22 protein-coding genes and 1 other RNA gene are annotated in these 20,182 nt (G+C 69.0%); 13 read left to right on the forward strand and 10 right to left on the reverse strand.

The features are described 5' to 3' along the window. Positions 1–16 precede the first annotated feature (16 nt). Positions 17–478 carry a low molecular weight protein-tyrosine-phosphatase gene (locus AORI_RS46800; protein ID WP_016331559.1) on the reverse strand — a complete coding sequence of 154 codons (462 nt, stop codon included), beginning with the start codon at positions 476–478 and terminating at the stop codon, positions 17–19. 130 nt (positions 479–608) lie between these two features. Between AORI_RS46800 and AORI_RS46805 the strand changes: the two genes are divergently transcribed. After that, positions 609–929, forward strand: coding sequence for a hypothetical protein (locus AORI_RS46805; RefSeq protein WP_016331560.1), 321 nt, complete (start codon positions 609–611; stop codon positions 927–929). Between the two features lie 41 nt (positions 930–970). Here the strand turns inward: AORI_RS46805 and AORI_RS46810 are convergent, their stop codons facing one another. Next, positions 971–1,525, reverse strand: coding sequence for a chorismate mutase (locus AORI_RS46810; protein WP_016331561.1), 555 nt, complete (start codon positions 1,523–1,525; stop codon positions 971–973). A 31-nt stretch (positions 1,526–1,556) separates the two neighbouring features. Here AORI_RS46810 and AORI_RS46815 point away from each other — a divergent pair, with 31 nt between their 5' ends. The 4 genes from AORI_RS46815 to AORI_RS46830 all read left to right on the forward strand — a co-directional run bounded on the left by AORI_RS46815 (position 1,557) and on the right by AORI_RS46830 (position 6,088). Continuing rightward, positions 1,557–2,378, forward strand: coding sequence for a Nif3-like dinuclear metal center hexameric protein (locus AORI_RS46815; protein WP_016331562.1), 822 nt, complete (start codon positions 1,557–1,559; stop codon positions 2,376–2,378). A 17-nt stretch (positions 2,379–2,395) separates the two neighbouring features. Further along, entirely contained in the window at positions 2,396–3,133 is a 738-nt protein-coding gene (locus tag AORI_RS46820) for a zinc ribbon domain-containing protein (protein WP_016331563.1), read from the forward strand. After that, positions 3,130–4,239, forward strand: coding sequence for a bifunctional RNase H/acid phosphatase (locus tag AORI_RS46825; RefSeq protein WP_016331564.1), 1,110 nt, complete (start codon positions 3,130–3,132; stop codon positions 4,237–4,239). Before AORI_RS46820 ends, AORI_RS46825 begins: the two co-directional genes overlap by 4 nt. 112 nt (positions 4,240–4,351) lie before the next feature. Next, the gene (locus AORI_RS46830; protein WP_016331565.1) at positions 4,352–6,088 is read left to right on the forward strand and encodes a hypothetical protein; all 1,737 of its coding nucleotides are present in this window, start codon (positions 4,352–4,354) and stop codon (positions 6,086–6,088) included. Here the strand turns inward: AORI_RS46830 and sfnG are convergent. From sfnG to AORI_RS46850, 4 genes are read right to left on the reverse strand one after another with little or no spacing between them, the layout of a single operon-like run. Beyond that, positions 6,085–7,176 carry a dimethylsulfone monooxygenase SfnG gene (sfnG, locus tag AORI_RS46835; RefSeq protein WP_016331566.1) on the reverse strand — a complete coding sequence of 364 codons (1,092 nt, stop codon included), beginning with the start codon at positions 7,174–7,176 and terminating at the stop codon, positions 6,085–6,087. The two genes, AORI_RS46830 and sfnG, sit on opposite strands and share 4 nt — an antisense overlap. Positions 7,177–7,209: 33 nt before the next feature. Then, a complete protein-coding gene (locus tag AORI_RS46840) occupies positions 7,210–10,035 on the reverse strand; it encodes a BREX system ATP-binding domain-containing protein (RefSeq protein ID WP_016331567.1) in 2,826 nt (941 codons plus the stop codon). Between the two features lie 31 nt (positions 10,036–10,066). Continuing rightward, on the reverse strand, positions 10,067–10,426 hold the full coding sequence (locus tag AORI_RS46845) for an anti-sigma factor family protein (RefSeq protein WP_228688304.1): 360 nt from the start codon (positions 10,424–10,426) through the stop codon (positions 10,067–10,069). 11 nt (positions 10,427–10,437) lie between these two features. Continuing rightward, positions 10,438–10,992, reverse strand: coding sequence for a sigma-70 family RNA polymerase sigma factor (locus AORI_RS46850; protein WP_016331569.1), 555 nt, complete (start codon positions 10,990–10,992; stop codon positions 10,438–10,440). Between the two features lie 246 nt (positions 10,993–11,238). On the opposite strand from AORI_RS46850, the gene AORI_RS46855 reads away from it, so the two are divergent. The 5 genes from AORI_RS46855 (at position 11,239) to rnpB (ending at position 14,869) form a co-directional block, all read left to right on the forward strand. Further along, entirely contained in the window at positions 11,239–11,889 is a 651-nt protein-coding gene (locus AORI_RS46855; protein ID WP_016331570.1) for a DUF4142 domain-containing protein, read from the forward strand. Beyond that, positions 11,886–12,695, forward strand: a complete 810-nt coding sequence (locus AORI_RS46860; RefSeq protein WP_016331571.1) for a ferredoxin — start codon at positions 11,886–11,888, stop codon at positions 12,693–12,695. The genes AORI_RS46855 and AORI_RS46860 overlap by 4 nt, the downstream gene beginning before the upstream one ends. Then, complete coding sequence (locus AORI_RS46865; protein WP_016331572.1) at positions 12,692–13,975, forward strand: NAD(P)/FAD-dependent oxidoreductase; 1,284 nt, start codon at positions 12,692–12,694, stop codon at positions 13,973–13,975. Before AORI_RS46860 ends, AORI_RS46865 begins: the two co-directional genes overlap by 4 nt. Next, positions 13,896–14,456 carry a COG4315 family predicted lipoprotein gene (locus tag AORI_RS46870; RefSeq protein ID WP_228688305.1) on the forward strand — a complete coding sequence of 187 codons (561 nt, stop codon included), beginning with the start codon at positions 13,896–13,898 and terminating at the stop codon, positions 14,454–14,456. The genes AORI_RS46865 and AORI_RS46870 overlap by 80 nt, the downstream gene beginning before the upstream one ends. 14 nt (positions 14,457–14,470) lie before the next feature. Beyond that, an RNA gene (gene rnpB / locus AORI_RS82590) (RNase P RNA component class A) lies at positions 14,471–14,869 on the forward strand. An 89-nt stretch (positions 14,870–14,958) separates the two neighbouring features. On the opposite strand, the gene AORI_RS46875 is transcribed toward rnpB, so the two are convergent. Genes AORI_RS46875 through AORI_RS46890 form a run of 4 tightly spaced genes read right to left on the reverse strand, consistent with a single transcriptional unit; the run spans position 14,959 to position 17,651 of the window. Continuing rightward, positions 14,959–15,594, reverse strand: a complete 636-nt coding sequence (locus tag AORI_RS46875; RefSeq protein WP_016331574.1) for a hypothetical protein — start codon at positions 15,592–15,594, stop codon at positions 14,959–14,961. 50 nt (positions 15,595–15,644) lie between these two features. Beyond that, a complete protein-coding gene (locus AORI_RS46880) occupies positions 15,645–16,787 on the reverse strand; it encodes a hypothetical protein (RefSeq protein WP_016331575.1) in 1,143 nt (380 codons plus the stop codon). Between the two features lie 5 nt (positions 16,788–16,792). Then, on the reverse strand, positions 16,793–17,125 hold the full coding sequence (locus AORI_RS46885; RefSeq protein ID WP_016331576.1) for a hypothetical protein: 333 nt from the start codon (positions 17,123–17,125) through the stop codon (positions 16,793–16,795). Positions 17,126–17,150: 25 nt separating this feature from the next. Then, the gene (locus tag AORI_RS46890) at positions 17,151–17,651 is read right to left on the reverse strand and encodes a YbaB/EbfC family nucleoid-associated protein (protein WP_016331577.1); all 501 of its coding nucleotides are present in this window, start codon (positions 17,649–17,651) and stop codon (positions 17,151–17,153) included. A gap of 470 nt (positions 17,652–18,121) precedes the next feature. On the opposite strand from AORI_RS46890, the gene AORI_RS46895 reads away from it, so the two are divergent. From AORI_RS46895 to AORI_RS82765, 3 genes are all read left to right on the forward strand, one after another. Further along, on the forward strand, positions 18,122–18,985 hold the full coding sequence (locus tag AORI_RS46895; protein WP_016331578.1) for an SCO6745 family protein: 864 nt from the start codon (positions 18,122–18,124) through the stop codon (positions 18,983–18,985). Between the two features lie 443 nt (positions 18,986–19,428). Then, complete coding sequence (locus AORI_RS46900) at positions 19,429–19,695, forward strand: hypothetical protein (RefSeq protein WP_005166545.1); 267 nt, start codon at positions 19,429–19,431, stop codon at positions 19,693–19,695. A 9-nt stretch (positions 19,696–19,704) separates the two neighbouring features. Continuing rightward, entirely contained in the window at positions 19,705–20,181 is a 477-nt protein-coding gene (locus AORI_RS82765; protein WP_076153445.1) for a hypothetical protein, read from the forward strand. Position 20,182 lies beyond the last annotated feature (1 nt).

Below are 20,182 nucleotides of genomic sequence, written 5' to 3' on the forward strand. Positions count from 1 at the left end.
CGGTAAGCGGTCGGCCTCAGGCGTGTGCGCGCACCCAGTCGAGCAGGCCCGGAACGGCCCGCTCGATCATGCCGAGGACGTCCTCGAAACCGTCGTCTTCGCCGTAGTACGGGTCCGGGACCTCGGCGCCCTCGGGCGCGGCCGGATCGAACTCGCGCAGCAGGCGGACCTTCGCCGGATCCGACACCTTGCGCTTCAGGAACGCCAGGTGCCCTGCGTCCGCCGCGAGCAGCAGGTCGGCGGCCAGATGTCCGCGGTCGACCTCGGCCGCGACATGGCCGGTCGGGTACCCGTGTTCGGCCAGCTTCGCGCGGGCCCGCTTGTCCGCGGCCTCGCCCACGTGCCAGCCGCCGGTGCCCGCGCTGGACACCTGCACGAGGTGATCGAGACCCGCCTCCTCGGCCTTCGCGCGGAAGACGAGCTCGGCCATCGGGGAGCGGCAGATGTTGCCGGAACAGACGAAGACGATGTGCAGCACCTGATCAGTGTGAAGGCCGGTGGAGATCGACCGCTCACCGGCTCCGAACGGCTACCGGGCGCGCGAAGCTGGAAAGCCGGGACGAAGCGGGAGTAGACCTCCTGGAGGGAAACACGCAGGAAGGTCGCGTATGAGCGCACCAACACCCAGCGTCGAGTCGCCGGCAACCGGGCTCCGCTGGTACCGCATCACCGTCAAGCTTCCGCACCCCTACGAGGTCGGGCGGATCCTGTCGGAGCACCACTTCGTCCAGGCGAGATCGCCGAAAGAGGCGATGACCAGGATGCCGCTGCACGTGCGGTCGAGCGCGTCCGTCGCGCCGTACCAGGTCGTCCGGCCCGACATCCCCGACCAGACGACGAAGGCCTATCGCGCGGTGCTGTGGACGGGGCGCGTGATGCGCGCGGCCGGCCGCTGGGCGATCAGCAAGGATGCGAAGGCCCTGGACTGAGTCGGGGTGGTAGCAAAGGTCCCTTGCTCCTTATCCCCAGGTCAGGAGCGTGAGCAGGCCGACCGCACGGCCTCCGAAAGCGCCCCGGAGTGCAGCCGGTCCAGCCCGCGCCGCGCGTCGGTCAGCCGCACCGTGACCGCGAGCCGCACGTCGCACGACCGCCGCGCCCGCGCGGCCCGGGTCTCCGCGAGTTCGGCGAGCAGCCCGGTGTTGAGCCGGTCGATCACCGGCCGCACCTCGGTCCCCAGATCGGGTCGTCCGGGCGGCCGCGTGCCGGGGTGCTCGGTCCATCGCGCGTACAGGCCGCGCTGCACGACCTTGTTCGCCTCGATCTGGTCGCGGAAGAACCGCACCACCCCGGCCGGGTCGAGGCCGAGGCCGGGTGCCTTCGCGGCGACCGAGTCGAGGATCTGCTGTTCGCGCACCGGGTCGTCGATCGGCGACGGCGTGCCGAATTTCGCGGCCGCGACCTTGTCCGCGATCTGCACGCGCTGAGCGGCCAGGTCGGTCAGTTCCCAGAGGCCCGGAGACGCCGAGGCCGGCGCGGGTAGCGCCACGAGAAGCAGCGAAGCGGCACAGAGCACCCGAAGTCGCATGCCCGTAAACGCTACATGCGAAAATCCCCGGGTGCCCGCGCTAGCCGAAGTCATCGCCGCCCTGGAGCAGGCGTATCCGCCCGAACTCGCCGAATCGTGGGACGCCGTCGGGCTCGTCTGCGGCGACCCGGCCGAGCACGTGGACAAGGTCCTGTTCTGTGTCGACCCGGTCGACGAGACCGTCGACGAGGCGATCGCCGGGGGCGCGCAGCTGATCGTCGCGCACCATCCGCTGCTGCTGCGCGGAGTCCACGGCGTGCCGGCGGACAGCACGAAGGGGCGCCTCGTGCACCGCCTGATCCGCGCGGGCGTCGCCCTCTACTGCGCGCACACCAACGCCGATTCCGCGTCCCCCGGCGTCTCCGACGCGCTCGCCGACGCCATCGGCCTGACCGTTCTCGGCCCGCTCGACCCGCGCGAAGACGGGGTCACCGGCATCGGCCGCATCGGCGAGTTGCCCGCGCCCGAACCGTTCTCCGCTTTCGTCGAACGCGTCGCGAACGCCTTGCCCCGCACGGAGCCCGGCGTCTACGGCGCGGGCGATCCGGCCCGGCCGATCCGCCGCGTCGCCGTTTCCGGCGGTTCCGGCGACAGCTATCTCAAGCGCGCCACTGCCGCCGGGGTCGACGCGTACGTCACCGCCGATCTCCGGCATCATCCCGCCGGCGAGCACCTCGCCGACATCGCCGAAGTCCCCGCCCTGGTCGGCGTCACCCACTGGGCGAGCGAGTGGCCGTGGTGCGAGCAAGCCTCGGGCGTCGTCCGTGCCGCGTTTGCGGGTAACGTCGACGTTCACGTCTCCACGCGGTGCACCGACCCGTGGACGCTACGGGCCACCCGAACCGAGCACTAAGAACTCCAAGGAGCACCGTGAAGGCCGACCCCGCCGTCCAGCGCCAGCTGCTCGAACTCGCGAAGGTGGACGCGGAACTCGCGCGTACCGCCCACCGTCGCCGCACCCTGCCGGAGATCGCCGAGATCGACGCGGGCGAGAAGACGGTGCGCGAACGACGTGACGCGCTGGTCTCGGTCCAGACGGCGGCGTCCGACCTCGACCGCGAGATCGCCCGCCAGGAGAAGGAGATCGAGTCGGTGCGCGCTCGCGGAGACCGCGACCGCAAACTCCTCGAATCCGGTTCCGTCGCGGCGAAGCAGATGACCGACATCGAGCACGAGCTGAACAGCCTCAGCCGTCGTCAGTCCGCGCTGGAGGACGACCTGCTGGAGCTGATGGAACGCCGTGAGGCGCTCGAACTCGACGCCCAGCGCACCAGCGCCGAGGTCGCGAAGGCCGAGGGCGAGGTCGCCGAAGCCGTCAGCCGCCGCGACGAGCACTTCACCGACCTCGACACCACGAAGGCACGCCGCGACGAAGACCGCGCCAAGCTCCTGCCGCGCTTCCCGGAAGACCTGCTGAAGCTTTACGAGCGCGTCCGCGCGCACAAGGGCATCGGCGCGGCGCTGCTGCGGGCCCGCCGCTGCGGTGCCTGCCAGCTCGACATCGACCGCCGTGAGATCGCCGAGATCAAGGCGGCCCCGGAGGACAACGTCATCCAGTGCGAGAACTGCGGCGCCATCCTGGTGCGCACGCTGGAGTCCGGCCTGTGACCGACCACGTGCTCGTCGAGGCCGACGGCGGTTCGCGGGGCAACCCGGGGCCCGCCGGGTACGGCGCGGTCGTGAAGGACGCGGCCACCGGCGAGGTGCTCGCCGAGCGCAAGGCCTACGTCGGCATCGCGACCAACAACGTCGCCGAGTACGGCGGCCTGATCGCCGGGCTCGCCGCGGCCGCCGAGCTCGGAGCGTCCACAGTGGACGTCCGGATGGACTCGAAGCTCGTGGTGGAGCAGATGTCCGGGCGCTGGAAGGTCAAGCACCCGTCGATGCAGCCGCTGAACGCCGAGGCCAAGGAGCTGGCGGCGCGGTTCTCGCGCGTGCGCTACGAGTGGATCCCGCGCGCGGAGAACTCCCACGCGGACGGGCTCGCGAACGAGGCGATGGACGCCGGGAAGCAGGCGGAAGCGCCGAAGAAGACCGTGAAACAGGACAGGGTCAGCCCCGTCGGCTGGACCGGCGCGACCGGCACCCCGACCAAACTGCTCCTCGTGCGGCACGGCCAGACGGCGATGTCGGTCGAGAAGCGGTACTCCGGCCGCGGCGACGTGCCCCTCACCGAGCACGGCAAGCAGCAGGCGGCCGCCGCCGCGAAACGCCTCGGCGCGATGGAGGGCCTGGTCGTCGACGGCGAGGTCGCCCCGATCATCGCCTCGCCGCTGATCCGCACCCAGCAGACCGCGCAGGCGATCGCGGACGCGCTCGGCGGCCGGGTCGAGACCCACCCCGGGCTGATCGAGACCGATTTCGGCGACTGGGAGGGCCTCACCTTCAAGGAGGCCATGGACCGCGACCCCGAATTCCAGACCAGCTGGCTTTCCGACACCTCGATCGCGGCGCCGGGCGGGGAGAGCTTCGACGGCGTCCACCGGCGGGTCCGCAAGGCCCGCGACGAGCTGATCGCGAAGTACGGCGGCCGGACGCTGGTGCTGGTCAGCCATGTCACGCCGATCAAGGCGCTGCTGCGGATGGGCCTGGACGCCGGGCCGTCGCTGCTGTTCCGGCTGCACCTGGACCTGGCCTCGTTGTCGATCGTCGAGTTCTATCCGGACGGCAACGCCTCGGTCCGGCTGGTGAACGACATTTCGCACCTCTCCTAGCCTGGAGAATGTGGCGCGGATCACGCCTGGATATGACGTGTCGCGGGCGGCCGATGGGGTATTGGCTACAGTTTCGGCGACGGCACGTGAGCGAAAAGGCAAAGACGGGGACATGACGGCGAGCGCACTCAGCGAAGCTTCCGAACAAGACGTGCCCGACCCGGCGGAGACGCCGGCCCGTCGTGGCCTGGCCGCCCGTGTCGCGCCGTACCTGGCGGTTCTCGCCGGTGTCGCGGCCGTCGCCTGGCACGCCACCCTCTACGGCCACTGGATCGTCGACGACGCGGCCATCACCTTCTCCTACGCGCGCAGCTTCGCCGACGGCCTCGGGCCGGTGCTGCAGCAAGGGCAGCCGTCGGTCGAAGGCTGGTCGAACTCGACGTGGCTGGTGGCGTTGGTGCTCGGCAAGCTCGTCGGCGTCTTCGACAGCGGCATGCTGTTCGGCCTTCCCGACTACGTGCTGTTCCCGAAGCTGCTGGGGCTCCTGTTCACCGCCGGGACGCTGGCCGCCTGCCACATCGCGGCGAAGCAGATCTTCGCGCGCTTCGCGTGGCTGGCGACGCTGGTCGTCGGGCTGACGCTGGCCGCGATCCCGTCGTTCGTCATCTGGACGATCTCCGGCCTGGAGAACTCGCTGTTCGGGATGGCCGTCGCCTGGCTCGCCGCGCTGCTGTTCGTGGCCGTGCGCAAGGACACCCTGCTCACCGCGAAGGTCGCCGTCTGGTCCGGGATCCTGGTCGCGTTCGCCGCGCTGACCCGCCCCGAAGGCCTGATCTACGGCGGCGCGTACCCGCTCGTCGTCCTGTTCCAGCTGCGGAAGCCGCTGCTGGGGCAGAGCGTCAAACTCGTCGTGGTGTCCGTGGTCGCGTTCGCGATCCCGTTCGGGGCGTACCTCGCCTGGCGGATCACGGAGTTCGGCAGGCTGCTGGCGAACCCGTCCATCGCCAAGGGACAGGGGCTGCCCGGGCTTTCGGCGCTGAAGCAGCCGTTCGAGCTGGTCGGCTACGCCGGTGTCGCCGGCACGATCCTGCTGGCGCTGACCATCGGGTACGCGCTGGTCCGCGCGGAATGGCGGCGCGCGCTGATCGCGCTGCTGGTGCCGCTGGCGCTGGGCATCATCGCGTACGGCGTGATGGTCCCGGACTGGATGGGCCAGCACCGGTTCGCGACCCCGATCTGGATCCTCTCCGTGCTGGCGGGGACGCTGGCCGCCGGTGAACTGATGCGTCGTTCGCGGGCGGTGCTGCGGATCGTCGTGGTGCTCGTGCTGGTGGCGGCCGCGATCCCGTCCGGGATGGGCTTCGCGTCGGCGTCGAAGAAGTTCCAAGAGGTCCCGACGGTGCCCGCGTGCCTGATCGCCGACCGCTTCGGCCGCGGTTTCAACACCATGGCCGACATCCTGGGCCTGCAGCAGGCGTCGCTGCTGCTGCCGGACCTCGGCGGCTCGTCGATGACCAGCCGCCTGCACCTGGTCGACATGGCCGGGCTGGTCGAGGCGGACGTCGCGGACTTCCTCAAGAAGGGCGACCTGCCGGGGCTGCGCGACTACGTGTTCGACAAGGTCAAGCCGACTTTCATCCACTCGTGGGGCCCATGGGCCGCGGGCAACGGCATCACGGTCGACCCGCGGGTCGATCGTGACTACGAGCCGATCTTCGTGTACCCGGGCAGCGGGCCGCGTAACGGCGACTTCGTGCGCAAGGACGCCGTCTCCAGTCCGGAGAAGCTGAAGGCCGTGCGGGACTACGCAGCGAAGACCATGCCTGACGTGGAGAAGGCGCGTTTCGGCGGCCCGCTCAAGGACTGCGGCCCGACCATGCACCCGGGCCAGACCGTCTACGTCCACTAAACGCGTTCGAGGGCGGCCTCCTTCTCCCGGATCACGGGCAGCACGTGCTTCCCGAAGTGCTCGACGTCCTCCAGGTAGTGCAGGAAGCCGAGCAGCAGCAGGTTCGCCCCGCGCTTCTTGTACTCGATGGCCCGGTCCGCGATCTGCTCCGGCGTGCCGATGAGCCCGGTGCGGAAGCCGTCGTTGTACTGCACCAGATCCTTGAACTCCGAGTCGGCCCACATCCCCTTCTTGTCCGATGTGGAGCTTCCCGCCTGCTTGACGGCGCCGCGGAAGCCTTCGACGGCCTCGGTGTTCGCCTTCTCGACGATCTCGCGCAGCACGGCCTTCGCCTCGCTCTCGGTCTCCCGCGCGATCACGAAGCCGTTGAGCCCGAAGCGGACGGCGTGGTCGTTCGCGGCCGCGTAGCCGCGGACCTCCTCGACCTGCTCGCTGAACCCGTCGAAGTCCTTGCCGTTGCTGAAGTACCAGTCGGAGACCCGGCCCGCGAGCTTCCTCGCCGCGGTGGAGTTGCCGCCCTGGAAGATCTCCGGATGCGGCCGCCCGACCGGTTTGGGCTTGATGTCGAAATCGTGGATCCGATAGAAATCGCCGGTGAATTCGGCGTGGTCGTTCGTCCAGAGTTCCTTCAGCACGCGAATGAATTCTTCCGAGCGACGGTACCGTTCGTCGTGTTCCAGCCACGGTTCGCCGAGGTTCGTGAATTCGTCCTTGAACCAGCCGCTGACCACGTTGACCGCCGCGCGCCCGCCGGAGATCACGTCCGCGCTCGCGATGAACTTCGCGAGCACGCCGGGATGCCACAGTCCGGGATGGACGGCCGCGATCACCTTCAGCCGCTGCGTCGCGAGCAGCAGCGCGAGGCTGAAGCCGGTCGATTCGTGCTGGTAGGCGGCACCGTAGCTGGCCGTGTAGCGGACCTGGCTCAGCGCGTACTCGAAGCCGCTGTTCTCCGCGAGGACGGCGAGATCCCGGTTGTACTCGTATCCCCAGTCGGTGCGCTGCTCGATGTCGCTGGTGACCAGACCGCCGCTCACATTGGGGACCCAATAGGCGAATTTGAGTGGTTCGGATGCGATTTCCGGCATGCGGCGGAGTGAACCCGCTGCCCCCGGATACCGTCAATCGGCGTCCACGCGCTGAGACCGCCCGAGCGCGGAACTCAATTCGGTGCGCCCGGTGATCCCCAGTTTCCGGTAGGCGCCGGACAAATGCAGTTCGACGGTGCGGCGGGTCAGGTGCAGTGCTTCGGCGATCTCCCGGTTGGTGAGACCTTGTGACGCCATCAGCGCGACGCGGTACTCCTGTTTGGTGAGACCGTGTTCGTTGTCCTTCGCCGTGGCGAGACTCGTCCGCGCGTCCCGCAGCGCCTCGGCGGCCCGTCGCGCGAGCGGCCGCGCCCCGCAGTGCTTGCTCGACCGCGCGGCCATCCGCAGCGTGCCGACCGCCTTCTCGGCCTGCCCGTGCCGGGCCTGCAGCACGCCGAGTTCGGTGAGCGCCTCGGCCAACGCGAGTTTGGCGGTCGACTCGCCGAGGACGTCGACGGCCTTGGTGAGCAGGCGTTCGCCCTCTTCGTCCTCGCGGACGAGGCCTGCCGTGGTCAGCGCGCCGCCGAGGATCCTCGGCGCTCCCCAGCGTTCCGCGGCCTCGAGATCCTCTTCGGCGAGCCGGGCCGCCGCGTCGGTGCGGCCGAGCGCCAGCGCGGTGCGGGCGGCGTGCGCCCGCCAAGGGGCGAAGCCGGGGAAGCGCATGCCGTGGTGCTCCAGACGGCGGCCGCAGCCACGCAGGTCTTCGTACCCGAGCTCCGGTTCGCCGGTGGCCGCACGGAGCCTGCCACGGGCGTAGAGCAGGTAGTTGTGCGTGAAAAGTGCTTGTGTGGCCCCGAAATCGATGCGGTCCAGCAGGGTTTTCGCGATGTCGTGGCGGCCGAGGTCGACCGAGACCTCGATCAGTCTCGCCGCGCAGAGCACCGCGATCGGGCATCGGCTGGTGACCCCGCGTTCGTCGAACTGCCGCACCAGCGATTCGAAGTGGACACTCGCGCGCACCAGGTCGCCGCCCGCCTGCAGGGCGATCCCGCGGGCGAGGGTGGCGAGGGCGCCTTTCGGCACGTGGAAGTCCCACGGCAGGCGTTCGGTGTCGAGCACCTGGCAGAGCTTGTCGGTGAGCGCGGGTTCGTCGGCGAGCGCGGCCGTCGCGAGCGTGAAGAAATACGGCTGTTCGAACAGTTCGGGCTGCTCTCCGGACAACGCCTCCCCGAAATGCCGGACGGCGTTCGCCGACGACTTCCCCTCGCGCACCGTGTCGAGCGCGAGCAGACCGGATCGGCTCTGTTGCGCGGCGGGATCGTTCAGCGGCGCCCATTGCTGTTCGAAGTCGCGGAAGTCCGGCGGTGGCCCGAGCCTGCTGCCGGCTTCGGCGAGATAGGTCATGCACAGCAGCGGCCAGACGGCGTCGCGCCCGCCCGCGTCGAGCCGCGCGGCGAACTGGCCGGCGGAGTTGATCGCCAGCCGCGCGTCCGGGCCGCAGCACAGCGAAAGGATCATGGCCGTCGCGACGAAGGCCGCGGTGTCCCGGTCGTCGATGTGGTCGACGGCCTCGCGCACCCTGGCCGGCGCCGAATCCGGGTCGCAGTGGAATTCCGCGTGCGCGAGCTGGAGCAGGATCGCCATCCGCTTGCGTTCGCTGAGCCGTTCTTCGAGCGCACGCGAAAGGAACCGGACGGACAGCTCCGGGTCGCCCTCGATCACCGAATGCCGCGCGGCCAGCCGCAGGACGTCGACCGCCCACGGGATCCTGATCGCGGTCGCCTCCAGGAGATGGACGCCGACCCGTTCCGGCGCGGCACCCGCGTCGTGGAGGAGCCGCGCCGCCCGTGCCTGGGTGACGGCCCTGGTGGTGAGCGGCATGTCGGCGAGCACCGAGTTGCGGACGAACCGGTACGTCAGCGACGGCCGGTGGCTGTTGGTCAGCAGGTGCACGCGCACCATCGTGTCGATGGCCTCCAGCGCCGTGCTCTCGTCGACCCCGGCCAGTTGTGCCAGCAGGTCGAAACTCGCGTCCTCGCCGAGGATCGCGACGGCTTCGAGCACTTTCGGCGCGGCGGTGTACTCGTGCATGCGGACCCGCAGCACCTCGCCGATCATCGCCGATCCCGCGGTGGCCAGGTCCATCCCCGGGACCAGGCGGCGGCGCAGCGCGCCGAGCAGGAACGGGTTGCCGCCGGTGACCTCGCGGCATTCCTCGGCGAACCGCCCGGCGGAGACCCGGAGGAACTCGGCGACGTGCCGGGTCCCGAGGCCGCGCAGCCGGATCGTCGCCGGGGTGCAGCCGGACATCTCCAGCAGGGCGACCTCGCCGGTCTGCAAGTGCCCGATCAACGAGGTCAGCACCACCAGCACCGGCAACTGCTCGACCCGATGCCGGATGTAGGCGAGACAGCGCATCGACCACGGGTCGGCGAGGTGGATGTTGTCGATGCCGAGGAAGACCGGTCCCTGTTCGGCGGCGTGGCGGACGGTGTGGAAGAAGGCGTCGAGCGCCTCCGTCTGTTCCCGCTCGGTCCGGGGCGGGTGATCCGGCAGGATTTCGGTCGCGTGCGGCGTGCGCGGCCGCGGCGATCCGGGCTCGGCGGGCGCGTGGGTGAGCCCTTCGACCAGCTGACGGCCGACACCTCCGGTCAGGTGGGTTTCCAGCCGGGACGCGGTGGCGATCGCGACGGTGAATCCGGCCGCTTCGGCGAGCTCACCGGCCGCGGTGAGCATCGACGACTTGCCCATCCCGAACTCGCCGACCACCACCGCGCTGACGGCGCGGCCCTGCCGGGCGGCGCGGCACAGGCCGGTGATCGTGTCGAGTTCGCCGTCTCGACCCAGTAACCCGGCGGCGCGGCGCTTCGGTACCGAAGGCCCGCCGAAGGGACTCTCGGGATTTACTTCGGTATGCACCGTAGAGACCTTCGTGTCGGCTTGCGGCAGACTACTCGCATGTAAGCGGTAACGGGAGTGATCGCTGGTCGTCGAGGGGAGCAGGAGCCGGGATGTCCGCATCCGACGAGATCCGCCGGGACGATCGTTGCGACGACATCAAGGCCGCGACGACGCACGCCAGGAAGAGCACGACCAGGTTGGCCGTGATCATCGACAGCCGGCCGCGACATCGCGCGGCGACGGGGGACAGGTAGCGCAGATCGGCCCTCGCCAGCGCGTCTTCCACCGACGCGAATTCCGCGACCTGCCGTCCACATCGCGCGCAACCCTTCAAATGCCTTTCGAAGGCGTGTGCCTCCGCTCGGTCGAGCACACCGAGTACGTACGCCGCCACATCGGTGTGTTTCACCTTTCGCTTCCTCATCGGGACCCCAGTTCTCCTAACGACCGTCGCAATGTCTTCATGGCCGCGTACAGCCGTGATTTGACCGTTCCCTCCGGGATCCCCAATATCACCGCCGCCTCCCGGACCGTATGCCCGGTCAGATACGTCTCGTAGATGACAGCCTGATATTTGCTGTCCAGATAACGCAGCGCCTCGGAAATGACGAGTGCGGACAGTGACTGTTCGGTCCGGTCCGCTATTTCGGCGTTTTCGGAACTGTCCAGCTCGACCTCCTGTGGCCGGGCACGCCGGTTTCGCCAGCCGTCGATCACGATCCGCTTGGCGACCGTGAGCAGCCAGCCACGTAACATTCCCGGCTCGCGGTTCAACGTGTCCGAATGCTGCCAGGCGCGGATCAGTGTTTCCTGGACGACGTCTTCCGTCCATTGTTGATCATGGCCCGTCAGGTACATCACCTGCCCGAACAGGGTGTCCCGGAAATCCTTGTACAGCACCGAAATGAACTCGTCTGGAACCTCGCCCGGCCGATGGCCGCCATCGAACCGGCATCCTCTGCCCACTGCTTCCATAAAGTTCGCCACCTCCCCGGCGGTGGAGGATTTCACGGGTTCGTACACCGTAGCGCAGACTATCGCCGTGAGCCATGTGCAGTAGTGATTCGTTTACATTTAGCCGGCCGGTACGTATCGCGGTGATAAACGGTTCTAAATATGTTGTGTGATGCACATCACACTGGCCTGCTCCGGCTAGATCGAACCGGCCGCTCCGGTTCGCCGTACTCCCAGTGAGGCACTTCGAGGACGGGGACGGGTGAAATGATCTATCGACTGTTCGGACTGGTGATCGCCTGCTTGGTGATATGGGCTGGAACGCCCACCCACGCCTTCGCGGAAATCGACGCCCATGACCGGGAACTGCTCGTGCGGGTCCGCCAAGGGAGTTTGTGGGAAGGGCCGATCAGTCGTCAGGCGGAACAGCGCGGGAGCGGGCAGCGGGTACGGGAGGTCGGGCGGAAACTCGCCGACGACCACGACCGGCTCGACGCCCAGGTCCGCGCGCTCGCTTCGAAGGTCCGCGTCGAACTCCCCGCCGAGCCCACCGAGGAACAGCGTTCCTGGAGCGACGAGATCACCGGAGCCGCCGGTGCCGACTTCGACCGCCTCTACGTCAATCGCTCCCGCGCCGCGCACGGGAGCGTCTTCGGTCTCGCCTCGCAGGTGCGGGCCGCCACCCGTGACGACGCGATGCGGTCCTTCGCCCAAACCGCCGTCGAGACCGTCATGCGGCACATGACCCTGCTCGAAAGCACCGGGATCGCCGAGACCACCTCACTGATGGTCGCTCCCGGCGACGGTGACGAACTCGGCGGCGGCGACATCGCGCTCGGCGTGCTCATGGCGGGGATCGCCGGGGGCGCGACCTTCGGGCTCGTCCGGGTGCTCGGGGCATCGGGCAGGCGCGGATGAGCGCCGCGCTCCTGGCGGTCATCCCGGCCCCGTCGCCGCACGACAGCGGGGTGCGGGACATCGCCGCCCTGTCGGCCCGGTTCGCCTACGTGACGATGTGCCTGACGCTGGTGTGGGGCGTGCTGAGCGCCACCGGCTGGATCAGGCGCGTCACCGGTCACGAGGCGTTGCGCGGAGGTCACGTCGTGCTCGCGGTGTTCAGCCTCGCCACCGGTGTCGTCCATGGACTGTCCTATCTGTTCCTCGACGACGACTCGTTCGGCGTCCTCGCGCTGCTGATCCCGTTCGCCGGCGGCGGGCTCGCCCGGCACGCGGCCGGCGTGGTCGGGCTGGAACTGTTCATCGCCCTCGCGGTCACCGCGGCGGTGCGCCGCGGCGCGGCCGACCTCCGGGGGCAGCGGTTCCATCAGGCCGGTTACTTCGCGGTCGGCCTGCTGGCGATCCACTCGTGGCTGGGCGCGTCCGCGAACGGGAACCTCGCGACGGTCTGGCTCGGCGGGATCACCGTGCTCACCCCGGCCGTGGTGCTCACCGTGCTGCGGGTGCTCCCGCCGCGGGCGCTGGTCCTGCTGGGGCTGCTCGAAGGCGGGACCCGCCGGGCCGAACCGGTCCGGATCTCCGTCGACGACAAGAAGTGCCACCGCTACGCCATCTGTCAGGCCGAAGCACCGCAGGTCTTCCAATTGCAGGGCGACGGACAGCTGCGGTACCTCCGGAAACCCGGCGCCAAACAGGTACCGCTCGTACAAGCCGCGGCCAGAGCCTGCCCGATGCGGGCGATCCGATTGCAGGGGGCGGAACGATGAGCGAACGGATCGTCGTGGTCGGCGGCGGGCTGGCCGGGCTGCGCTGTGCGGAACGGTTGCGGGAACTGCGGTTCGACGGCGAACTGGTGATCGTCGGCAACGAGCCGGAGCCGCCGTATCACCGGCCGGCGTTGTCCAAGCAACTGCTGACCGGCGCCACCGGCCCGGCGGAGACGATGCTCGCCCGGCCCGACGAGATCGACGCCGAATGGCGGCTCAACACCCCGGCGACCCATCTGCAACCGGGGCGCCAGGTCGTCCATCTGCCCGGGGCGGAAGAGCTGCCCTACGACGGGCTCGTCATCGCCAGCGGCGTCGAACCGCGAAGGATTTCCGGGGTGCCGCACGGACATCCGCGGGTGGTCGTCGTCCGGACCCTGGCCGACGCCGCGGAACTGCGCGACAACCTGGCCGCCGACCACGGGCCGGTCGCGGTGCTGGGCAGTGGGTTCATCGGCTGTGAGGTCGCCGCCAGCCTGCGCGAGATCGGCCGGGAGGTGACCGTCATCGGCCGGTCGGCGCATCTGCTCGGCGAGGTCGTCGGCAAGCACATCGGGCAGAAGCTCTCGGCGCTGCACCGGTCGCGTGGGGTGCGGCTGGCGCTGGGCGCGTCCATCGACAGCTGGCAGACCACGCCGAACGGGTTGCGGCTGCGGTCGTCCGACGGCTGGATCCTGGACGTCTCGTGTGTCGTGGTGGCTGTCGGCACGGTGCCGTCGATCTCGTGGCTGCGCGGGGCGAAGCTGCCGCTCGACGACGGCGTCGTCTGCTCACCGACCTGTCACGTGCTCGGGATGAACAACATCGTCGCGGCCGGTGACGTCGCCCAGTGGCCGAACCTGCGCTTCGACGAGACGCCGCGGCGGGTCGAGCACTGGCTCAACGCCGTCGAGATGGGCCGGGCGGCCGCGGAGAACCTCCTCGCCGGCCCGCAGGCTTCGCGGCCTTTCGCGCCGGTGCCGCGGTTCTGGTCCGAACAGCACGGCATGCGCATCCAAGCGGGTGGCATCCCGAAGCTCGGCACCGACACCGTCGCGCTCGCTTCACCCGTCGGTGGCGAACGGCCCGTCACCGGCTTCGTCCGCAAGGGGCGGCTCGTCGGCGTCGTCGGCCTCGACAGCCCGTCCGCCGTCCTCCACTGGACCAACGAGATCGCGGAACAGAACCCCGTCAGCCACCCGGGAGAAACGGAGACGCCCGATGCGCCGATCGCGCTTGACCATGCTCGCCGTCATCGCGGCGCTCGTCGTGGGCGCCGCGATGTGGTGGCAGGCGGGTGACCCCGTTTCGCTCACGGCTCAGGCTCCGGTGACGGAATCGCTCCCCAGCCCGCGGGTGTCGCAACCCGTCACCTCGCGCGCCAGTACTCCGACGGACCCTCCGCCCGGCACGCGGCTCACCGCCGTCTACATGACCCGGATGGGGCAAGCCGTCCTCGACGAGACCGGCGCCGTGCTCTTCCGCTACGAACGCGACAACCCGCATAAAGCCCGTTCGGCGTGCCTCGGGGACTGCGCCGCGGTGTGGACCCCCGTCACGACCTCCGGCACGCCCCTGGTGACCGGCATCGATCCGGCGCTGGTCGACACCATCAAACGTCCCGAAGGCGCCGAACAGGTGACTTTGGCCGGTTGGCCGCTCTACAAGTTCGCCAACGCCCGGCCCGGCGAATGGACCGGGCAGGGCACCGACCACCTGTGGTTCGTGGTCCAACCCGACGGGCGGCGCAACCTGAACTGCCTGCCCGGACCCGTGCAGTAGGATTCGCCGACGGACGAGTCGGCGGGGCGGCCGCGAGCCGGGAAACCGGTTCGAGGAAAGTCCGGACTCCACAGGGCAGGGTGGTTGTTAACGGCAACCCGGGGCGACCCGCGGGACAGTGCCACAGAAAACAGACCGCCTCCGCTCGCTTCGCGGGCGGAGGTAAGGGTGAAACGGTGGTGTAAGAGACCACCAGCGTCCTGGGTGACCAGGACGGCTAGGTAAACCCCACCCGGAGCAAGGCCAAGAGGGAGCCGCGAGGCTCCTGCGCAGGCGATCGAGGGCTGCCCGCCCGAGCCTGCGGGTAGGCCGCTCGAGCCCGCCGGCGACGGCGGGCCTAGATGGATGGCCGCCACCCGTGCCGCCGCAAGGCGGGGCGGGGACAGGATCCGGCTTACACGCCGGCTCGTCCGTACTACTTCCCGAGGTCGGTACAGCTGGTCGTGAGTGGCGTTTCGGGTTCTAACCCGAAACGCCACTCACGACCAGCTGTACCGACGAGCTACTTCGAGGCGTCCGGCCGTCCGGTCCAGTGAATCGTGTCCGGGAACTCGAACCGCTCCCGCAGATACCGCTCCTCGGTGCGGCCGTGCAGGGTGAACGCGAAACTCGAACCGTCCGGCCAAGTCAGGACGCGCTTGCGGAAGTCGATCTCGGGCGCTTGCGGTTTCCGGGCCTGCCAGAGGATCTCCGGCGGCGGCGCGTCGGCCGGGTCCCGGTAGGTCGAACCGGTGTCCACCACCGCGATCGCGGACGGCGAGCACACGAGCCAGGGCCCGCTCGCCTTCCGGACCCGATCGGCGGGCTCGAGCGCCATCGCGTTCGCGGGGCCCTTCACCCGGATTTCTCGCTGGAACGGGTGACCGCCCTTGCCGCCGCCACTGCCCGCACCGTTCAGCAGCGCGAAGACGTAGACGAACGCGCCGCCGATACCGCGGAACACGTTCCAGAAGAACCGCCGGACGAGCCGCTTCCCCTTGACCGTGCCGTCCAGGCGCCTGCCGGGCACGTCGAAACCCAGATCGCTGTCGCCCAGCCGCAGCACGATGACCGGCTCGCGCCACTGGGCGGCCATCAATTCCTCGACCCGTTCACGGAAGCCGGGACGGACCAGGGCCTTGTCCGCCTTGTCTTCCATGCGCTCCTGGTGCGCGAAGATCTTTTCCGCCGCCCGCTGCCGGGACTCGCTCAGATGTCGAGGTTCCCCCGCGTCTCCTCCGGGCTCTTGTCCCCGCCGATCTCGCTCTTGTTGAACCACGGCTCGTTCTCCCCGTCCGGCGTCACGGCTTCCTTGCCCTCGGTGTACGCGGCCTTCCCGGCTCCGATGCCGCCCTTGACGGCCGCGCCGGAGACCAGCGGGCGCGCGCCGACCGAGGTGCCGAACATCGTGGTGAGCACCCGGTTGCTCGGGGTCAGCGCGACCCCGGCGGTGTTCTCCAGGACGTCCAGCGAGAACTTCGACTCACCGGCGTAGGTACCGATCCGGAACTTCCTCGTCATGTCCACGACCTTGGTCGCGTACTTCGCGAGGTACTCGATGAAGGTGTCGAGCAGCTTGCCGAACTTGCCGAGGTACTTGGTCACCTTCTGCAGCACGCTGGCGGCCTTGGCGATGGACGCGGTCATCGCGGCGGCGACCGAGCTGCCGAAGCTGATCACCGACGCGGCCAGCGCGGGCAGCCAGATGGTGATCAGCCACGAGATCAGCTCGGTGATGATGCCCTTGATCAGCTCCTCGATGACCACCATGACCATCGACCACATCTGCAGCACCTCGGCCACCGATCCGGCGGCGGAGCCGACGCCGCGGATCCCGGCGGAGAAGTCGCCCAGTGCTTCCTTCGCGGCCTTGCCCGCGTCGTCCACCCACTCGGCGAGCGCCGCGTCACCGGTCTTCTCGAAGTCGTCGGCGAGGGCGACGAAGCCGTTCGCGAGGGTCACGAAGTTCTCCGACGCGTGCCCGATCGCCGGACCGTCGCCGGTGACCTGGTGCAACGCGTCCTGCAGCGGCTGGACCAGCTCGAGCAGCATGTTCAGCCCGTGGCTGACCAGCCAGCCGATCGGGTCCATCGCGAAGGTGACCATGTCCGCCGCGGCGGCGCCGACGAACGCGGCCCCGTCACCGACCAGCGCGGCACCCGCGGACGCCAGCTCGGCCGGGTTGTCCGCCTCGGCGGCCTGCTGGGCGTGCGAAGCGATCGACTTGCCCGACTTGTAGATCGTGCCCGCCACCGGCACGTGCCCCATCGCGCGATCGAGGTTCGCGCTCATGCTCTCGTCGTACGCCTGGACGTTGAGCCCGTCGGCGATGCTCGACTTCTCCTCGGTCATGACCCCTACTTTCCGAGCGTTTCGTCGATGGTCGCCGCGTGCTTGCCGAACTCGACTTTTCCGGCTTCCTCGATGCCCCGGTACATCTCGGAGGCCTTGTTCAGCTTGGAGATGAACCCGTCCACGCCGTCCTTCATGTCGTTCATCAGCGAACGGAGTTCGCCGAGGCGATCGGTGTAGCCCTGTTTGGCCCAGATCCCGACGATGCCCCACGCCTCGTCGGTCACGTCGGCGGCGTCGATCTTGGCGCCGAACTTCTCCGCTTCCTGCTCGTAATAGGGGAGCTTCTGGGCGTACGCGGCGATCGCCGCGATATTCGTCTCGATTCCCTTTGACATCGTGGGAGTCCCTCGGTCGGTTCGGTCAGCTGCGGCGCAGGAAGGAGCCGTCGTCGAAGTAGTCGTCGTCGTCCCGCGGGGCGGGGCGGCGCGCCGGACGGGCGGGCTGCTGCGGTTGCTGCTGCTGTGACGCCGGTTCTTCCTCGACGGTTCCGAACGCCTCGGCCTGTGCCTCGCGAACCTGCTCCGCCGTGTTGACGCCGAACGCCTCGCCGAACGTGTCGTCCACGATCCCGGCCTGCTGCCGGGCGGCGCCGGCGACGGCCTTGCGCAGGGTGCTCATGATCACCGAGGACAGGTGGCCCGCTTCGAGGTGCATGGCGCCCGCGCTGAGCCGGAGGTCGGTGACGGTCCCGCCCGCGCCGGCGACGACGGTGACCTCGCCGGACGGGGAGGTCACGGAGTGCTCGACCTGCGCGATCCGCTCCTGCATGTCGCCGACCTCGGCGAAGCGAGCCTCGGCCTGGCGCACCTTGGCCTGGAAGTTCTCGAACTGGGCGATCAGTTGTTCCATCTGGGCGGACATCGTCGCTCCCCGTGCGCTTTGGTGATCCGGCTTCAGGAGTATGACGTAGGCGAGCGGGTTCGGTTCCGTGTCGTCTCGGGGTGGTGGCAAAGGTCCCTTGCTCCCCGGCGTGAGGACCGTGTGGGTTTTGGGACGTCAGATGTCCCAAAATCCACACAGTGCCCCCGTGACAGCAAAGGTCCCTTGCTCCCGTCTTGGCGACTGCGTGGATTTCGGGTCACCCAACGCAACAAGATCCACACGGTCACCACGCGGAGTAGGGGGTGTGTGGAAACAGGGACACTCAACGTCCCTATTTCCACACACCCCCGGCCCAAAGTGGTAGCAAAGGTCCCCTGCTCCCATTCCGCAGGTCAGCGCCCCAGGTGGTAGCAAAGGTCCCTTGCTTCCTCCGGCACCGAGGCAGGACCCTTGGCCCATTCGACGGGCGAACCCTGCGCCCACTACTTACCTGCCGGTAGGGTGCCGCCATGGGTGAAGCGAGTCGGGTCACGGGACGTTTCCGCGGGACGTTCGATGTACTGCATTCCCTTACCTACTTCGCCCCCGAGACGGAAGAGGCGCTCACGGGCGCCGGTCTCCGTCCGGGGCGCATGACGTACTTCGCGGGCCGCGCGGCGCCGATGGGCGCGGTCGGACCCGGCGTGGTCGCGGCGACGTTCTACAACTTCAACCCCGAACTGGTCGCCCGCCACATCCCGCGCGCGTGGACGCTGGCCACGCCCGAAAAGATCATCGAAGCCCGGTTCGAAGCCGTCGACGCGGCGCTGACCCGGCTGCTCGGCAAAGAGACCCTCGGCTCCGAGGAGGTCGCCGAGGCGGCCGAGCTCGCCCGCGAGGCGACCGGCGGTTGCCAGGCCGACGGTCGTCCCCTCTACGCCGGGCACGCCGGCCTCGACTGGCCGAGCGAGCCGCATCTCGTCCTCTGGCACGCCATCACCCTGCTTCGCGAGCATCGCGGGGACGGCCACATCGCCGCGCTCGTCGCCAACGGCGTCGACGGGCTCGCCGCCCTCGTTTCGCACACCGCCACCGGCAAGGGTTTCCTGCCCGAGGCGGCCAAGGTCTCCCGCGGCTGGAGCGACGAGCAGTGGAACGCCGCAGCCGCCAAGCTTCGCGAGCAGGGCATCCTCGATGACCAGGGCGGCCTGACGGACGCCGGAAACGATCTTCGCGAGCGGCTCGAAGTCGCCACGAACGCGGCTTCGGCGGGGCCCTGGGAGCATCTCGGCGAGGAGAAGACCAAGCGGCTTCACGAGCTTTGCGGGCCTTTGAGCCGCCAGGCCGTCGAAGCGGGTGCTTTTCCCGCGAATGTGTTCTCGACCGGCCGATAATCACGCTATGTAGTGAAAATGCCGTCCCCGATTTCGCTTTGGGTAACGGAAGCGTGACTTTCGCTTGATCGGCGTTCGCGTTTTTTGTGGAATGCGTGCTCACCCAGCGGACTCGTGAGAAGCCACCGAACGAGTCATGTCACACTGGTCGAGGCCGGATTCTCCTCGGCCGACCCGTACTCACAGTGAGCAAGATGCCTCGCAAGCGAGTGAGGCCGTTCGCACACTGCGAAATACGGGTGGCCGGGGTTAATCCAGACGACCCTTGCAACGATGATGGAGACCGAGGATGGTCGTGGTGCTGTGCCTCGCTCTGTGAACTGTAGACAAAACGACATCTACAGAGCGCGCTTTGACCACTACGCCTCGTGACGCCATGATGTTCGAAGCACCACCGAGCCAGAACCGCGCGAACCCCCTCTCCGCGCACCGGGAGTAATGCGATGATGACCTTGACCACCCTCGACACGCTGGCCGCCGGCGAGCTCGGCACCGGCAACGTCCGTACCTGGCTGATCGACAACATCATCCCCCTGGTGCTGCTGGCCGTCGCGCTCCTCTTGTTGTGGCTCGGCGGCGGCAAAGGGGACAACGCGGGTGTCATGCGCCGCCTCGCCGGTGTCGTGATCGCGCTGGCGATCATCGGCCTCGCGGTGAGTGGCGCCGGAGTCAACGTGGGCCAGTGGATCGCCGGCCTCTTCACAGGCTGAGGGCTCGCGTTGCGTATCCGCACCGATGACGAGGTCTACCGGGTCGATGCCGTATGGCTCGGCCCGCCGAAAGCGACTTTTCCCTGGAGAGCCCGCTACGTCGCGTGGCTCGTCGGTATCCCGGTCTTCCTGCTCGTGCTCACCGTCGAACGGTGGGCGGGCTGGAGCTTCGGGTTCTTCTCGACCGCCTGGGCCTTCGTCGCCACAATTGTGATCACCAGATTGATCACGGCCAAGATCAGCCACGAGCGCCCGCTGGGCGCCGTGGCCGCGATGGCGGCGAAAGAGCTCAACACACCAAGAGAACGGACCACGGGCACGGGTGGCGCGGCCAGCGCGTCCCGCGTCCGGGTACGGGCGAACCGCCCGCTACCGAAGCACCGCAGGAGACGGCAGTACCAGCACCACGGCTACGGCGGCGGCGCCGGAGCTCAGGGAACACCACGAGCGCGTCGGAGCCGCCCCGCGGCTCGGGCCGGGAGGTAGT

The organism is Amycolatopsis keratiniphila (genome assembly GCF_000400635.2).
Classification (GTDB): domain Bacteria; phylum Actinomycetota; class Actinomycetes; order Mycobacteriales; family Pseudonocardiaceae; genus Amycolatopsis; species Amycolatopsis keratiniphila.

Bases quoted from the DNA above. Each gene is read 5' to 3' on its own strand.
- AORI_RS46850 (WP_016331569.1), bottom strand. From the start codon at position 10,992: ATGGAAGCAGTGGGCAGAGGATGCCGGTTCGATGGCGGCCATCGGCCG.
- AORI_RS46875 (WP_016331574.1), bottom strand. From the start codon at position 15,594: ATGGAAGACAAGGCGGACAAGGCCCTGGTCCGTCCCGGCTTCCGTGAA.
- AORI_RS46805 (WP_016331560.1), top strand. From the start codon at position 609: ATGAGCGCACCAACACCCAGCGTCGAGTCGCCGGCAACCGGGCTCCGC.
- AORI_RS46885 (WP_016331576.1), bottom strand. From the start codon at position 17,125: ATGTCAAAGGGAATCGAGACGAATATCGCGGCGATCGCCGCGTACGCC.
- sfnG (WP_016331566.1), bottom strand. From the start codon at position 7,176: ATGCCGGAAATCGCATCCGAACCACTCAAATTCGCCTATTGGGTCCCC.
- AORI_RS46865 (WP_016331572.1), top strand. From the start codon at position 12,692: ATGAGCGAACGGATCGTCGTGGTCGGCGGCGGGCTGGCCGGGCTGCGC.
- AORI_RS46830 (WP_016331565.1), top strand. From the start codon at position 4,352: ATGACGGCGAGCGCACTCAGCGAAGCTTCCGAACAAGACGTGCCCGAC.
- AORI_RS46880 (WP_016331575.1), bottom strand. From the start codon at position 16,787: ATGACCGAGGAGAAGTCGAGCATCGCCGACGGGCTCAACGTCCAGGCG.
- AORI_RS46900 (WP_005166545.1), top strand. From the start codon at position 19,429: ATGATGACCTTGACCACCCTCGACACGCTGGCCGCCGGCGAGCTCGGC.
- AORI_RS46860 (WP_016331571.1), top strand. From the start codon at position 11,886: ATGAGCGCCGCGCTCCTGGCGGTCATCCCGGCCCCGTCGCCGCACGAC.
- AORI_RS46810 (WP_016331561.1), bottom strand. From the start codon at position 1,525: ATGCGACTTCGGGTGCTCTGTGCCGCTTCGCTGCTTCTCGTGGCGCTA.
- AORI_RS46895 (WP_016331578.1), top strand. From the start codon at position 18,122: ATGGGTGAAGCGAGTCGGGTCACGGGACGTTTCCGCGGGACGTTCGAT.
- AORI_RS46890 (WP_016331577.1), bottom strand. From the start codon at position 17,651: ATGTCCGCCCAGATGGAACAACTGATCGCCCAGTTCGAGAACTTCCAG.
- AORI_RS46870 (WP_228688305.1), top strand. From the start codon at position 13,896: ATGCGCCGATCGCGCTTGACCATGCTCGCCGTCATCGCGGCGCTCGTC.
- AORI_RS46855 (WP_016331570.1), top strand. From the start codon at position 11,239: ATGATCTATCGACTGTTCGGACTGGTGATCGCCTGCTTGGTGATATGG.